At 41.0% G+C, this 14,266-nt stretch carries 15 protein-coding genes; 5 read left to right on the plus strand and 10 right to left on the minus strand.

Translation table 11 applies throughout. The annotated features are described in order from the left end of the window. Positions 1 to 137 precede the first annotated feature (137 nt). The 8 genes from QM867_RS10180 to QM867_RS10215 all read right to left on the minus strand — a co-directional run bounded on the left by QM867_RS10180 (position 138) and on the right by QM867_RS10215 (position 8,646). The gene (locus tag QM867_RS10180; RefSeq protein ID WP_414315701.1) at positions 138 to 602 is read right to left on the minus strand and encodes a sigma-70 family RNA polymerase sigma factor; all 465 of its coding nucleotides are present in this window, start codon (positions 600 to 602) and stop codon (positions 138 to 140) included. Between the two features lie 206 nt (positions 603 to 808). Continuing rightward, positions 809 to 1,420 (minus strand): 30S ribosomal protein S4, encoded by a 612-nt coding sequence (rpsD, locus tag QM867_RS10185; RefSeq protein WP_000092756.1) that lies wholly within the window; start codon positions 1,418 to 1,420, stop codon positions 809 to 811. 194 nt (positions 1,421 to 1,614) lie between these two features. After that, a complete protein-coding gene (locus tag QM867_RS10190) occupies positions 1,615 to 2,667 on the minus strand; it encodes a sensor histidine kinase (protein WP_075232390.1) in 1,053 nt (350 codons plus the stop codon). Continuing rightward, positions 2,664 to 3,362 (minus strand): response regulator transcription factor, encoded by a 699-nt coding sequence (locus tag QM867_RS10195; protein ID WP_075232389.1) that lies wholly within the window; start codon positions 3,360 to 3,362, stop codon positions 2,664 to 2,666. Before QM867_RS10195 ends, QM867_RS10190 begins: the two co-directional genes overlap by 4 nt. A 123-nt stretch (positions 3,363 to 3,485) precedes the next feature. Continuing rightward, positions 3,486 to 5,633: an SSURE domain-containing protein gene (locus QM867_RS10200; RefSeq protein WP_414315702.1), complete on the minus strand. Its 2,148-nt coding sequence runs from the start codon at positions 5,631 to 5,633 to the stop codon at positions 3,486 to 3,488. A 157-nt stretch (positions 5,634 to 5,790) separates the two neighbouring features. Further along, positions 5,791 to 6,456 carry a potassium channel family protein gene (locus QM867_RS10205; RefSeq protein ID WP_414315703.1) on the minus strand — a complete coding sequence of 222 codons (666 nt, stop codon included), beginning with the start codon at positions 6,454 to 6,456 and terminating at the stop codon, positions 5,791 to 5,793. A 13-nt stretch (positions 6,457 to 6,469) separates the two neighbouring features. Beyond that, positions 6,470 to 7,849: a TrkH family potassium uptake protein gene (locus QM867_RS10210; RefSeq protein WP_414315704.1), complete on the minus strand. Its 1,380-nt coding sequence runs from the start codon at positions 7,847 to 7,849 to the stop codon at positions 6,470 to 6,472. A 32-nt stretch (positions 7,850 to 7,881) separates the two neighbouring features. After that, positions 7,882 to 8,646, minus strand: coding sequence for a nucleoside phosphorylase (locus QM867_RS10215; protein WP_414315705.1), 765 nt, complete (start codon positions 8,644 to 8,646; stop codon positions 7,882 to 7,884). A 194-nt stretch (positions 8,647 to 8,840) separates the two neighbouring features. On the opposite strand from QM867_RS10215, the gene QM867_RS10220 reads away from it, so the two are divergent. From QM867_RS10220 to QM867_RS10230, 3 genes are all read left to right on the plus strand, one after another. Beyond that, on the plus strand, positions 8,841 to 9,293 hold the full coding sequence (locus tag QM867_RS10220; protein WP_414315706.1) for a DUF3290 family protein: 453 nt from the start codon (positions 8,841 to 8,843) through the stop codon (positions 9,291 to 9,293). Continuing rightward, positions 9,290 to 9,922: a DUF421 domain-containing protein gene (locus QM867_RS10225; RefSeq protein WP_414315707.1), complete on the plus strand. Its 633-nt coding sequence runs from the start codon at positions 9,290 to 9,292 to the stop codon at positions 9,920 to 9,922. Before QM867_RS10220 ends, QM867_RS10225 begins: the two co-directional genes overlap by 4 nt. Before the next feature lie 221 nt (positions 9,923 to 10,143). After that, positions 10,144 to 10,347, plus strand: coding sequence for a CsbD family protein (locus tag QM867_RS10230; protein WP_414315708.1), 204 nt, complete (start codon positions 10,144 to 10,146; stop codon positions 10,345 to 10,347). 62 nt (positions 10,348 to 10,409) lie between these two features. On the opposite strand, the gene QM867_RS10235 is transcribed toward QM867_RS10230, so the two are convergent. Then, positions 10,410 to 11,642, minus strand: coding sequence for a carbohydrate-binding domain-containing protein (locus tag QM867_RS10235; protein WP_414315709.1), 1,233 nt, complete (start codon positions 11,640 to 11,642; stop codon positions 10,410 to 10,412). 206 nt (positions 11,643 to 11,848) lie between these two features. Between QM867_RS10235 and QM867_RS10240 the strand changes: the two genes are divergently transcribed. Both QM867_RS10240 and QM867_RS10245 read left to right on the plus strand, forming a co-directional pair. Then, positions 11,849 to 12,625 carry a polyphosphate polymerase domain-containing protein gene (locus QM867_RS10240; protein WP_414315710.1) on the plus strand — a complete coding sequence of 259 codons (777 nt, stop codon included), beginning with the start codon at positions 11,849 to 11,851 and terminating at the stop codon, positions 12,623 to 12,625. Next, positions 12,618 to 13,301 carry a DUF4956 domain-containing protein gene (locus QM867_RS10245; protein WP_414315711.1) on the plus strand — a complete coding sequence of 228 codons (684 nt, stop codon included), beginning with the start codon at positions 12,618 to 12,620 and terminating at the stop codon, positions 13,299 to 13,301. Before QM867_RS10240 ends, QM867_RS10245 begins: the two co-directional genes overlap by 8 nt. A 28-nt stretch (positions 13,302 to 13,329) precedes the next feature. Here QM867_RS10245 and QM867_RS10250 read toward each other — a convergent pair whose 3' ends face one another. Continuing rightward, positions 13,330 to 13,893 (minus strand): sugar O-acetyltransferase, encoded by a 564-nt coding sequence (locus tag QM867_RS10250; protein ID WP_414315712.1) that lies wholly within the window; start codon positions 13,891 to 13,893, stop codon positions 13,330 to 13,332. Positions 13,894 to 14,266: the final 373 nt, after the last annotated feature.

A 14,266-nucleotide genomic window follows, 5' to 3' on the forward strand; every position in this document is an offset into this window, starting at 1 on the left:
ACGGGATTCGAACCCGTGTTACCGCCGTGAAAAGGCGGTGTCTTAACCCCTTGACCAACGGACCGGAGTTGTTATTTTCAACTCTTACTATTATACCGACTTTTCTTACTTTGTCAACACCTTTTTTTAACTTTTTTTCATTTCTCCTGAATTACTTCCTTCAGCTCTCTGAGAAGGGCTTTGCGGCCTTTAAATCGTTCGTCTGCCCAGAGGCGTTCATAAGCTTCTTGCTTATCTTCTGGTAACTTTCTTCTATAAGTATTCAACAATTCCTGAAGAGCGTAGTAATCATCCAACCACAATCCTCCTTCTGGTAGACGATGGCTAATTTCTCCTACTTCTTCATAGGCCATTCGGTCTAAACGACGTTTTTGACTCTCTTGTTTTCTAACGCTATCAAGGATTCGATTGCGAAATTTTGTTTTGAAGTAGACGTAGAGTTTCTTTTCTTCTTCCACTAGTTCTGGATGGTGTTCTAGAAGTTCATGGAGACAGATCATGCCTTCTTGGTCCCAGTCTTCTTTTTCCCACAGGTGAAGATAATAATCTTTTCGGCATCTATGGACAATTCCTTTTACCTTCTCATAATACTTTTCAAGCATTTGCTTTCCCCCTTTCTCTGCTTGTAGTATAGCAGAGAAAGGGGGAAAGAAGGGCTTTGGTTCCTGTCTTATGTTTTTTTGAGTCTGTAATGTTATGGATTATAAGTTTGTAATTCACATAAAGGTTGACTAGTTTTTCACAGTTTAATTTTCAGGTAAAGCAAAAAGCCCACTGTTGTAGGCTTTTTGTAAAATAAATCTTAAAATTAAAGCATTTTGTTGTAGAATTCAACGACAAGTGCTTCGTTGATTTCTGGGTTGATTTCGTCGCGTTCTGGTAAGCGAGTCAATGAACCTTCCAATTTTTCAGCGTCGAATGATACGAATGCTGGACGTCCAAGAGTAGCTTCTACTGCTTCGAGGATTGCTGGAACTTTCAATGATTTCTCACGAACTGAGATCACTTGACCTGGAGTTACGCGGTATGATGGGATATCAACGCGTTTTCCGTCAACAAGGATGTGACCGTGGTTTACGAATTGACGAGCTTGACGACGAGTAGTCGCAAGACCAAGACGGTAAACAACGTTATCCAAACGACGTTCCAAAAGAAGCATGAAGTTGAAACCAAGGATTCCGCCTTTGATTTTTGTAGCTTGTACGAACAAGTTACGGAATTGTTTTTCACCTACACCGTAAGTGAAACGAAGTTTTTGTTTTTCAGCCAATTGCAAACCGTATTCTGACAATTTAGAACGGTTGTTTGGTCCGTGTTGTCCTGGTACGTAGTTACGACGTGCCAATTCTTTACCTGTACCTGTAAGTGAAAGGCCAAGGCGACGAGCTTGTTTCCAAGATGGTCCTGTATAACGTGACATGTGTATGTCCTCCTGATATAAATAATATTTCGGTGGAAATAGTCACTTAGAAAGCCCTGATTCGTGCAGATGCCCTTCGCCTAAACAGCCAAGGTTACTTATCAGAAGACATCTGTTGACGAGCTTCATGCTTTCCTGCTGATATTTCACACAATGGATATTGTACCACGAATGGTTAGATTTGTAAAGGGGGTTTAAGCTTTATTTTCACTGCCAGAGAGATGGAGAACGAGAGTAAAGGTGCTTCCGAGGCCGTACTGGCTGCTGACTGTGATTTCTCCACCCAATTGATGGGCCAATTCACGCGCAATCGCAAGCCCTAAGCCATGACCACCTGTTTTCATGTTACGCGAAGTCTCTACACGATAAAGGCGTTTGAAAATATTCTCTAAATCCTCTGGGGCAATCCCCTGTCCCTCATCGGTCACACTGATTGAAAGCTGGTTATTTCCCAGCTTAGCCACCACTTCCAGCTTGGTTTCTGGAGCTGAGTATTTAAAAGCGTTATTGACCAGATTCACCAAGATACGAGAAAGTTTGGCATAATCTCCTTCAATCCGGGCAGACTCTGGGATTACCTGCAAATGAACATCTCGTTCCTCCTGCTCAATCAAGAACTGAAATTCACTCATGCACTCAATCAAGAGCTGGTCCAGAAAAATACTGTCTTTGCTGGTCGTTTCGACCTGATTTCTAGCTGTGTTTAGGGTCAAAAAATTCAACTCCTCAACCAGTTTATTGAGTCTTTCAGTCTGGCGTCCAATGGTTGCTAGATAATGGTCCTGTTCTCCTTCTTTGATAACCCCATCCAAAATCCCTTCTACCGTCGCTTGGATCGAAGTGATGGGGGTCTTGATATCATGCGATAGCTGGGCAATCATCAAGCCCTTTTCTCGCTCGCTTTCTTCCAAGGAATCAAAGGTCGCCTGCAAATCATGGGACATTTCATTGAAGGCTTGGCCTAATTGCTGAAATTCTACAGGCCCTTGAACCTCCAGATTTGATGGAAAGTCCTTGTCCGCTACCCGCTTGGCATGTTCCTTAAGTTTAGCCAATGATGTAAAGACTGGCGACAGAAGAAAGAGACTAATCCCAGCACCAACAAAACTAGCCACGAAAGTCATACCCACTAGGAAATAAATCTCTCTTTCTTCAATTAGCATTCGCTGGATGGCCCAAAAAACCACGATAATCGTTAGGAGTGTTGAAATGATATACCCCACTAAAATATAACTTTTTAATTTCATTGATTACCTCGTGCTTTCTCAATTTTGTAGCCCAAACCCCAGACAGTTTTTATAGTAGGCGTTTCTGCGCTAGCATGTTTAGCCAACTCCTGTCGAAGAGCATGAATATGAACATTCAAGGTATTAGTATCATCCACATAGGCCTCTTGCCAGACCTTTTCATAGAGGTCTGTCTTAGAAAAAACGCGCTCTGGATTGCTAGCTAGAAGCCATAGAAGTTCGAAGGATTTGACTGTCAAATCAAGCGCCACATCTCCGACTTGGACCTCATGACTACCGTGATTCATCCGTAAATCCCCGAGACTGACGACTTCTGTCTCACCTCCACGATGAAGGCGACGCAAGATATTGTGGACACGCAAAACCAGTTCACGAGGGCTAAAGGGCTTGGCAATAAAGTCATCTGCCCCCAGGCTTAGACCGTAAATCTTGTCCTGCTCACTGGTCTTAGCCGTGATAAAGAGAAAAGGCTGGTCTGGAGATTGATACTGAACCTCACTAATCAAATCATAACCATCCATCCGAGGCATCATGATATCTGTAATAATCAAATCAATTGGTTTTCGCTTGAAGATTTCTAAGGCCTCTACCCCATCATGGGCCACCAAAACCTGATATCCTGCCTGAACCAGATAGCGTTGATGAATATCTGTGATTTCTACCTCGTCGTCAACGAGTAAAATTGTCTTTCCCATCTGTCTCTCCTTTGAAAAAAACAGTGCTATACCACAATAGTATAACACTATTTTAATCGCTTTACGAACATTCTAATCGATATCTGAATTTTTCAAATCCTAGATAGAAAGTCTGTAGCTAGACTAGTCATTTTCCTCTTTTTTAGCTTTCAAACCGAGGCCACCTAGCAGTCCTGCCAAGGCGAGTCCAAAGAATCCAATAGTAGCCATTGATGTTTGGGCTTCACCAGTATATGGAAGCATGTCTTTTTGTTCTTTCATGCGAGCAGCCATCATTGGACTTGACACCTTGTTAGTAGATGCCACCTTGCCTTCATCAGGCATTTTACTTGAGGCTGCTGGAGCTTGTTTTTGCTTCATGCTTGGTGTTGCCATTGGCTGGCTAGCATTCATGGTTTTGTCCTGCTCTTTGTTAGGCATCATCTTATCCTGGCTAGCAGCTGGCATTTGAGATTTCATCGGATTGAGAGACTTATACCCCTTCAAATTAACAGTCAAATCCTTAGTCGCTACAAGATTACTCAAATCTGCCTTGCCGTCTTTAGCGCCGTACACCTTGATAGTAGCTTTATAGCTTTGAGTGCCGTTTTGTTTCAAGAGGTCAAGAAGCTCTTTATCTGATTTACCTTGAGTGCCTGCCAAATCTACTTCGTAGAAGTAAAGACCTTTGCCCAATTTCTCTACTGGTGGGAGAGCTGGGTTTTTAGCCGAACCGTTATCTGACCATGGAGCCTTGTCTGAGGCTTTCAAGATCAAACGAGTCAACATGCCATCACCAGCGAAGAATTCGTATGGGATGACTTGGTTGACGCCAGCTGTGAACGGACCTGGGAAATTGGCCTTGTCCAAGTAAGTGGCTGGAACGTCTACTGTATCTTTGGTGTTGTCGGCCACACCCTTTTGTACTTCGGCTGGAGTGGTCAAGCCATTCAAGTTGACTGTCAATTCTTTAGTTGCTACGAGGTTGCTCAAATCTGCTTTGCCATCTTTGGCACCGTACACCTTGATGGTTGCCTTGTAGCTTTTCGTACCATTTTGTTTCAAAAGGTCAAGCAGCTCTTTATCTGATTTGCCTTGAGTACCTGCCAAATCCACTTCATAGAAGTAGAGACCTTTGCCTAACTTCTCTACTGGTGGAAGGGCAGGATTTTTAGCCGAACCATTGTCTGACCATGGAGCCTTGTCAGAGGCTTTCAAGATAAGGCGAGTCAACATACCGTCACCAGCGAAGAATTCATACGGAATGACTTGGTTAATGCCAGCTGTGAATGGACCTGGGAAGTTGGCTTTATCAAGGTAGCTAGCTGGAACATCTACTGTGTCTTTAGTGTTGTCGGCTACGCCTTTTTGGACTTCAGCTGGAGTAGTCAAGCCATTCAAATTAACATTCAAATCTTTAGTCGCTACGAGATTGCTCAAGTCCGCCTTGCCATCTTTAGCACCGTAAACTTTGATAGTAGCTTTATAACTTTGAGTGCCATTTTGTTTCAAGAGGTCAAGAAGCTCTTTATCTGATTTATCTTGGGTGCCTGCCAAGTCCACTTCATAGAAGTAAAGACCTTTCCCCAATTTCTCTACTGGTGGAAGAGCAGGGTTTTTAGCTGAACCGTTATCTGACCATGGAGCTTTGTCAGATGCTTTCAAGATAAGGCGAGTCAACATGCCGTCACCAGCGAAGAACTCGTATGGAATAACTTGGTTGACACCAGCTGTGAATGGGCCTGGGAAATTGGCTTTGTCCAAGTAAGTAGCTGGGACATCCACTGTGTTTTTTGTGTTGTCAGCCACGCCTTTTTGCACTTCATCTAGGGTGGTTACTGGTTGCGCTTCACTCGCTTCACGGTCTTGTCCAGAAACGGTAGATGCAGGACTTGCCACGGGCTTAACCGCATCTTCTGTCTGTTTCTTAGATTCTGCTTTTGCTTGCACTTCCTCTTTTGGCGCTACTACTTGGTCTTTAGCACCTGCATCTGCTTTTTCTGGAGAGCTTGCAGTATCCAAGCTTGCTTTAGGTGTTGAATCTGCCTGTTCTGAAGGAATAGCTACATCAACTGCTTTCTTGAGAACCTCTGCTGGTAAGTCGCTCTTTTCACTCACCGAAGCAGCGTCTGGCAAGACTTGGGCAGGGGTCGGATTGACTACATCGGCACGCACCGAACTTGGTTGGCCAACTAGGACAAAGAAGCCACTGGCCACAACAACTGAGGCAACACCGACACTAAGACGACGAATAGACCAACGAGTATATCTTTGATTTGGATTGAATTTCATAGGATTCTCCTTAGAGTTTTTCTTTATTTGATGACTCTAGTATAATCTCCTAAAATTAAAAAGGATTAAGAAAAAGTTAAAATTTTTCTTAAATCCCTCTTATAAAATACTTATATTGACTCAATAGTCGTTGAAAAAAAGAATAGTCATTCCTCTTCTACTCACTAAGGCTTGCTAGGGTATCCAAATATTGGTTATTAATCACCGCCATGATATAGGTATCCGGTTTTAATAAATCATTTGGTCCAAATTGTACATCTAAGGGAGCATTTTCGTAGTCACGAAAGCCGAGGATATTGAGATTGTACCGTCCTCGAAGGTCTAGTTGACTAAGACTCTGCCCTGCCCAGGACTGTGGAATTTTCATCTCGACAATCGAGACATTCTTGTCCAACTGAAAGACATCCACACTGTTATTAAAGAGAATCGTCTGTGCCAACGAACGCCCCATCTCAAACTCTGGTGAAATGACTGAATCTGCACCGATTTTTTCAAGGACTTTTTTTGCTGTATGACTTTTAACCTTAGCAATAACAGTCGGTACACCCAGACTCTTGCAATGCATGACTGCAAGAACACTAGACTCTAGATTTTCACCAGTTGCGACGACTACGGTATCGCAGGTATCAATTCCAGCTGATAGCAAGAGCTCTTCATCGGTGATATCTCCAACAACACCACGCACCAAGACTGGTTCAAATTGATTGATTCGTTCCTCATGGTTGTCAATAGCGATAATATTTATATCATGCTTGGCGAGAGCAGCCAGAACACTACTCCCAAAAATACCCAAGCCTAAAATTCCGATTGTCCGATCTGACATAGTTTATCCTTTCTTATCCTATGGTAATATCCGCTTTCATATAGTGGATCATATCTTTCTTATCTGGTCGATACTCAGCCAAACTAACTAATAGCGTCAGAGGTCCGATTCGCCCAATAAACATCAGTAGCATGATGACACTAAGCGCTAGCTTACCTAACTCTGGTGTCAAATTAGCTGTTACTCCAACCGTGGCAAGCGCTGAAATAGTTTCAAACATAATGTAGATAAAGCGCGGATTTCCTTCTGCTGTTATTCCTAGTAAAATCAAGCCAACCAGAAAAGTCAATAAAAAAATAATGAAGACACTGAATGATTTTTGGACCGTCCGAGGTTCAATCGTTCTCCGAGCTATATTTGCATGAGGTAACCCTAAAAGTTCACTGCGTGCGAATACCAACAAGACAAAGAAGGTTGTGATTTTTAGTCCCCCTGCTGTACCGCCAGGTGCCCCACCCAGAAACATCTGCAAAATATAGATCATCAAGGTAACAGGCCTAGCCTGAGTAAAATCAACAGAAGCAAATCCTGCCGTCCGCATGCTGACAGTTTGGAAGAAACTAACCAGCAATTTATCTGGGAAGTTGAGATTGCCAATCGTTCCCGAATTGTTCCACTCTATCAAGAGGGTTGAAACTGTTCCAGCAAATAAAATCCCCGCTGTTAAGAAGAGGACTAGCTTAGTATGGAAACGAAGACGACGCTTTTTCTTCTTTCCTAACTGGGTAGCTAGATCAAACCAGACCATGAAACCTAGGCCACCTGTAATAATCAATCCTGCAATCACTAAATTAATCAAAGGATCAGTTTGAAAAGCTACTAAACTTGTACTTCCAAAATTATCAAATCCAGCATTACAGAAAGCTGAAATAGCTACGAAAATGGAAGTAAAAATTCCCCGTCCCCAACCAAACTCGGGGACAAAACGAAAACTTAGCAGAAAGGCTCCGAATCCTTCTACTAGAAAAGTCGTCACGAAGATGGAACGTAGAAAATCCCTCAGAGACTGGGTTTCTTCGAAGCTAAAGCTCTCCAGAATCGTTTCTCGACCTCGAAGACTGAGTTTTTGCTTGCCCTGGATATAGAAAATTCCGATAAAGGTCATGAGACCCAAACCACCAATCTGAATCAAGAACATACAGATCAGCTGCCCCCAGACATTGTAGGTCGAAGCGACAGGCAAGGTAAAAAGTCCTGTCACACAGACCATAGATACGGCTGTAAATAAATGATCAAAGTAACCGGCATGAGATGTTGGAGATTGTACAAATGGCAGACTCAAAAGGAGAGACCCCAAGAGGATAACCAAAGCAAAACTTAAAAAGATTCTCCGAGCGGGTGATAAACGCCCTAGAATGGTATTTATTTTTTCAACAATTGATTTTAATAACATAGCTACATTGTACCACAAAAATCTGAGAATACTCACATATGACTAACGATCTCAAGGCAGATACCTAGCGCCTTATCAAAAGCTTCTGCACCCCAATCACGTTGGTCATAGTTATCGAGATCTGCCAATGAATCAGCCGTAAACAACAACTCACCCCAAACTACTCCTCGAAGCTGGGCAACTGCCGCAAGAGCGGAGCACTCCATCTCCACAACTGCACAGCCTTCTTCCTTGCGATAGGCAACTTTTTCAGCTGTTTCTCGGTAAAAACCATCTGTCGACCAGGTCATAACTTCTTCATAAGGAACGCCTAATTGTTCCAAGACTTGCTCGATGGCTGAAATAGCTTCTACATGAACATCCATATAACGAGAAGGTGGTGCATAATGGTAACTAGCTCCTTCATCACGCAGAGCACGAACCGGAACCAGAAAGGCATTTTCTTCGATATTCGTTAATACGCCACAAGTTCCTGTGGAAATGATTTTCTCCACACCATAGCCAATCAACCAATCCATAAACTGGGCGGCTGGGGCAGAACCAACAGGAGCTTGGGCTAGACACACTTTTTCACCGTTGTAGTCCATGACATAAACTGGGTAGGTCTTGGTGGCAGAAATGAACTCGCCGACGCACTCTGCTCCTACTTCCTGAGCATAGCGGTCAATCTCCTCCTCCAAAAATGCATAGATACACTTCTTTGGCAACTTCAAGTCTAACTCCTCATGCGTTGGCATAAGGACCGCTTGGGGATTGTCGTCAAACTCTAAAATAGGAATAGCGTGTTTCTGAATCATAGAATACCTCCTCTAAATTTTTACTATTGTATCAAAAACAGAAAGAAAGTCAAGGTCGAGTCGAAGTTCAATTCAGAAAAATTGAATTTAAATAGGAAACAACAATTAAATGCTTTTTTTCGTCATAATAAAATTGCTATAGCTTAGGAAATAGTTTATAATAGATTGAATTTTTAAAAAAAGTGGAGGTTCTTATGAAATTCTATTCCTATGACTATGTGCTCAGTCAGATTAGTCAACAGAATTGGGTCATGATTATTGTATCAGCTTTACTGCTTATCGTGACTGGATTTTTTGCATTTAAGGCTTTTCAAGATAAGAGAGGAAGTAAGTTCCGTGAATTATCGATTATTTCTATTTTGACTTTGATTGCTTTTGTATTGATTAGCATTACGAATCTTCAAAGCAGTCAATCCAACGATAATCAATTTCGTAGTTCCTTACACTTCATCGAGATTGTATCAAAAGAGTTAGGTATTGATAAAAAAGATGTTTATGTCAATACATCAGCTACAACTGATGGAGCGATTATTAAGGTTGGCGACAATTTTTATCGTGCGATTAGCGGGACTGACCAAGATAGCTATTTATTAGAAAAAATGGAACTGTATAAATCAGACGTTGAACTCGTGGAGGTTGAAAAATGATAAGCTTTTTTGCTACAATTGCGATTAAATTGGCCTTGGGGCTTCTGTCTCTTGTTTTTGTTATCAATGTAACAGGTAAAGGAAATCTAGCACCAAGTTCTGCAGTAGACCAAATACAGAACTTTGTTCTCGGGGGTATTATCGGCGGGATCATCTACAATAGTTCAATCACCATCATCCAATACATTGTTATCCTCATTATTTGGACTATTCTCATTTTGCTCCTCAAATGGCTGAATACTAATGTTTCCTTCATTAAACATCTGATTGACGGAAAACCTACGATTATCATTAAAAATGGAAAATTAGATCCAGAAGCCTGTCGTTCAAAAGGTCTTGCAGCTGCAGATGTAGCCCTTAAATTGCGTGCTCAAGGAATTTTCCAACTAAAGGAAGTCAAGAGAGCTGTGATTGAGCAAAACGGACAGCTAATTGTCGTAAGAATGGGTGACGAGAATCCTAAGTACCCAGTCATTACAGACGGTGTTGTCCAAGTTGAAATCCTAGAAACAATTGGCAAATCCGAGGAGTGGCTAACTGATAAATTGAAAGAAGAAGGTTTCGAAGATGTTTCTAATATCTTTATCGCTGAATATGATAAAGGTCAATTGAATGTTGTAACCTATTAAAAAATAAACTGATGCTTTTCGTATCAGTTTTTTGCTTTTTAGCATAAAAGGGTGTATACTTAAATTAATATCTGATTTATACTCTTCAAAAATCAAATTCAAACCACGTCAGCTTCGCCTTGCCGTACTAGAGTACAGCCTTCGGCTAGCTTCCTAGTTTGCTCTTTGATTTTCATTGAGTATTAGTTTAGATAATACAAAAATTAACGGAGGTATCCCCCATGTCAATCGAAGAAAAATTCAACCAAGCTAAAGGTTCTGTTAAAGAAGGTTTTGGTAAACTAACTGGCGATACAAAAACTCAAGCAGAAGGAGCTGCAGAAAAAGTAGCTTCAAAAGCTAAAGAAGTTGCTGAAGATGCAAAAGAAGTTGTCGAAGGTGCAGTAGCTGGTGTAAAAAACATCTTTAAAAAAGACGGAGAATAATTCTTTTTCGTCCTAATAACATAAGAAAATCTCCCTTCTCTTTCGAGAAAGGAGATTTTCTTTTATGGTCGTCCACCAGGGCCTCCATTTCCTTGAGGGCCACCGCCAGGTGCTCCTCCGCCTCCAGGCATAGAATTGACGATTTCAGTTTGTTTTTCACCATTGAGGTAGATATCTCCACCTGTATAGGTCGCTGTTCCGTCAAAGTCAAAACCAGATTGACCAGTCATTTTGATGGTTCCTCCATTAACTGTGATATTCCCATTTGAGTCAATTGGATCTGTGTCCCCTTGACCAACTTCAACTGTCAAGTTCCCACCATTCATAGTAAAGAAAATTTCACTTTGTTGGGCGTTTTTGTTGGCCGCATTGACACCATCATCTGTTGAGTAAATAGTAATGTCCCCACCGTTGATAGTGATTGATTTTCCTTCAAGCCCTTCTGTAGAATTCTTGACGGTATAGGTACCACTATCGATGACCAAATCACCTGAAGCGTGGATACCATCATCACCTGCAGTAACGGTTATAGTGTTATCAGAGAGATACATGGTTCCAACAGATGTATCGTCATCATTATCGACCTTGACCCCGTCTTCCTTGGCATCGATTGTCATGGTTGTGCCAGTAATGTTGAGTTCATCATTAACATTAAAGGCATCTCCAACTGCTGTGATGTTGTAGGTTCCACCTGTGATGTGAAGTGTGTCGTTGGCCTTGATAGCATTGTTTTTCTTGCCATCTACATTGAGAGTTCCTTTACCATTGATGGTCAAGTCCACTTTAGAGAAGAGGGCCGCGTCAGCCTTGTCATCACTATTTGAAGCTGAATCTGAAAGGCTATTGGTTGTGCCATCTGCTAGAGTTAGGTAAACATGTCCAGCTGATGTTGCAGAAATAGCTGCATTGGCATTGGTCATTGTAGCGCCGTTTAGTACGATATGTACATCATCAGAATTTCCAGCTTCGATCTTAATTTGAACACCGTCAGATTGACCAGAAATCACATAGGTACCTGACTTAGAGATTGTAACGGTAGATCCTGATACGGCAACTCCGTCACCTGATACCTTCGCTGTTGATCCTGACAGAGTTATAGTTGATGCAGATTTTTCATCGTAGGAAGTATCGTAGTCCTTGTCTGTGAAATAGCTAGTTTTCTTAGCATCTGTAGTGGATGCCGTTGTTGTTCCGGTATTGCTAGCTGTTGTATTTGAAGTTGACTGGGTACAAGCTGTCACCAGTGCTAGAGTTGCTATACTCGTTAATAGGAATGTCCATTTTTTTGCTTTCATGCTCATTTCCTCATCTTTCATTTACATGATCCTAGTCTACGGGACTTTCCTAAAAGAAGCCTAAATTTTTTCTGAAAGTTTTCTTAAGTTCAGTTTCAATTAAGTTAAATTTAACAATAGTTTTAGATAAACTCCTTAAAATCGTAAACAAGCAAGTTCATCCTTGTTTAAAAATAGTATAACTGAAAGCAAGAGGAGAAAGACTTATGAAACCATTAGAAACAACTTTCAAACGGATTGAAACCAAATATGTTGTCTCAAAAGAAATTTTAGACAAACTCATCCAAGATTTAAAGGAATATCTAGTAGAAGACGACTATCCAATTTCAACTATTTCAAATATCTACTTTGATACGGAAGACTTTGATGTGCTCCAAGATGATGATTTTGGAAATAAGCGAAAAGAAAAGGTTCGGATGCGGACCTATCTCAGTCAACCCAAAGCAGATAGTCAAGTATTTTTAGAAATCAAAACCAAGGACCAAGAAGGAGTTGGTCGCAAATTTAGACTACTCTCAACTCCTAGTTCTATCCTTAATTTTATGACCAGAGGGTACTTGGATGCTAGTATTACTGATACAGTTGTCATTGAAAAAGTGAAAAAGCTTCACCAAGATTACAAGCAGACTATCAAGCCTCGTATGTACATCTACTACGATCGTTATTCATTAAAAGAAAAAAAATACATCGAGGGCTACAACTATAATAAAATTCGTATCACCATTGACCAAAATCTAGTCTATAGAGATGAAACTGTCAGTCTCTTCGCGGGAAATCAAGGGGCTCCTCTCTTAGATAACAACACTGTGATTATGGAGATTAAGGCTCCTGGAAACAAACCCCAGTGGTTACAAGACATCCTAGACAAGTATGGTTTGATGGAGCACAAATTTTCAAAATACAGTTGTGCTTACCACAAATCTCAAGGGTTTCCTTATGCACCACGTCCCAGTATAGAAAGCGCAGGTACCGCTTATGCTTAATCTATTTAACTCAATTTTCAACAACGCCACTGCAAGTGCTGATCCCTTCCAACTACTGCTGGCACTTCTAGTCAGTCTAATCCTCGGTTTGGCACTTACTTGGACCTACAAATATCGGACCCTCTACACCAGAGAATTTGCTATCAGCTTGACTCTGCTTCCCTGCCTTATGACCTTGGTTATTTTTCTGGTCAATGGGAGCTTGGGTACTTCGATTGCTGTAGCCGGAACCTTTAGTTTGATCCGTTTCCGTTCTGCAACGAGTGGTTCAAGAGAACTGATTGCTATTTTCCTTGCCATTATTATCGGTCTGGCTTGCGGAACAGGCTATCTCTTCTTGGCCATTCTCTTCACGCTCTTTATCTTGGGTGTTTGGTTCCTTTTGGAACATCAACAAATAAAAACCGACAATCAACGCCGTAGACTTTTAACAATCACGGTAACTAATCAAGAGAAGATTCAAGATGCTATCCAATCTGCTCTTGACCAATTCTGCTCAGAAATTGACATGATTACGATCAATAGCACAAATACAGGGGACAACCTTAGCATTGTCTATGAAGTTGAGTTAAAAGCAGATGCCGACGATTTCCAAATGACTAGCTATCTGACACAACAGATCGAGAAATGTGACGTCGCTTTGACTAAGAAAGCTAAAAAGAGAAAAAATCTCTAGCAAAAAAGAACAGCATTTTGCTGTTCTTTTAATTTTCTTTGACTGGAATTTCTTTGATAACTCGTGCTGGATTGCCTGCCAGAACTACATTGTCACCAAAAGATTTGGTAATGACAGCTCCTGCTCCTGCAACAACATTATCACCTAGTGTAACACCTGGAAGGACGATAACGCCACCTCCTGCCCAGAAGTTTTTACCAATCGTGATTGGTTTTCCAAATTCTAAACCTGAATTTCGTTCTTCTGGATCTAGAGGATGAAGAGGTGTCAAAAATTGGCAGTTAGGACCAATCATTGCATTGTCGCCAATAGTAATAGGACAAACATCCAACATGGTCAGATTCCAATTGGAATAAAAATTTTCTCCCAAATGAATATTGACCCCATAATCCACCACCAAACGAGTATTGACATAGAGATTTTCACCAGTTGAGCCAAACCATCCTTTGATGATTCCCATACCTTTTACTGGATTGACTTCTTCATTAAAAGCAGCTTGCTTTTGTCGTGCTGTTTGTGCTAGAGCACGAAGTTCTGGATCAAACGGGTGATAGGGTTCTCCCGCGATCATTTTTTGATATTCTGTTTTCATGTTATTTCTTTCTTGCTTGTTTTAGATGATTGTAGCATAGTTTTGAATCTAGAGCAAATTATAGTGAAATGAAATAAAATCTGAACAAATTTACTAGAGCAGTTAAGTCAATTTCTAGCATTTTTTAGAATTCACAGTGTACTGTTTTTTATTTAATCTACTATAAAACACAAGTCTAACCTTAAATAAAAAAAGCGAGCAAAGCCAGTTTTCTGACAATCAGAATTCTGCCTTGTTCGCTTTTTTAGGCTCTATAATATTTGTAGTGGGTAAATCCCCTATGGATATTATGGAGCCTATTTTTGTGTAGAAAAAAAGTCCCATATGACCTATAATGAAAAGCGATCAAACAACTCATTAGAAAGAATCATAT

Source organism: Streptococcus infantis (assembly GCF_047463635.1).
Classification (GTDB): domain Bacteria; phylum Bacillota; class Bacilli; order Lactobacillales; family Streptococcaceae; genus Streptococcus; species Streptococcus infantis_W.

Coding starts and splice junctions, on each gene's coding strand:
- QM867_RS10180 (WP_414315701.1), bottom strand. CDS start 602: ATGCTTGAAAAGTATTATGAGAAGGTAAAAGGAATTGTCCATAGATGC.
- rpsD (WP_000092756.1), bottom strand. CDS start 1,420: ATGTCACGTTATACAGGACCATCTTGGAAACAAGCTCGTCGCCTTGGC.
- QM867_RS10190 (WP_075232390.1), bottom strand. CDS start 2,667: ATGAAATTAAAAAGTTATATTTTAGTGGGGTATATCATTTCAACACTC.
- QM867_RS10195 (WP_075232389.1), bottom strand. CDS start 3,362: ATGGGAAAGACAATTTTACTCGTTGACGACGAGGTAGAAATCACAGAT.
- QM867_RS10200 (WP_414315702.1), bottom strand. CDS start 5,633: ATGAAATTCAATCCAAATCAAAGATATACTCGTTGGTCTATTCGTCGT.
- QM867_RS10205 (WP_414315703.1), bottom strand. CDS start 6,456: ATGTCAGATCGGACAATCGGAATTTTAGGCTTGGGTATTTTTGGGAGT.
- QM867_RS10210 (WP_414315704.1), bottom strand. CDS start 7,849: ATGTTATTAAAATCAATTGTTGAAAAAATAAATACCATTCTAGGGCGT.
- QM867_RS10215 (WP_414315705.1), bottom strand. CDS start 8,646: ATGATTCAGAAACACGCTATTCCTATTTTAGAGTTTGACGACAATCCC.
- QM867_RS10220 (WP_414315706.1), top strand. CDS start 8,841: ATGAAATTCTATTCCTATGACTATGTGCTCAGTCAGATTAGTCAACAG.
- QM867_RS10225 (WP_414315707.1), top strand. CDS start 9,290: ATGATAAGCTTTTTTGCTACAATTGCGATTAAATTGGCCTTGGGGCTT.
- QM867_RS10230 (WP_414315708.1), top strand. CDS start 10,144: ATGTCAATCGAAGAAAAATTCAACCAAGCTAAAGGTTCTGTTAAAGAA.
- QM867_RS10235 (WP_414315709.1), bottom strand. CDS start 11,642: ATGAAAGCAAAAAAATGGACATTCCTATTAACGAGTATAGCAACTCTA.
- QM867_RS10240 (WP_414315710.1), top strand. CDS start 11,849: ATGAAACCATTAGAAACAACTTTCAAACGGATTGAAACCAAATATGTT.
- QM867_RS10245 (WP_414315711.1), top strand. CDS start 12,618: ATGCTTAATCTATTTAACTCAATTTTCAACAACGCCACTGCAAGTGCT.
- QM867_RS10250 (WP_414315712.1), bottom strand. CDS start 13,893: ATGAAAACAGAATATCAAAAAATGATCGCGGGAGAACCCTATCACCCG.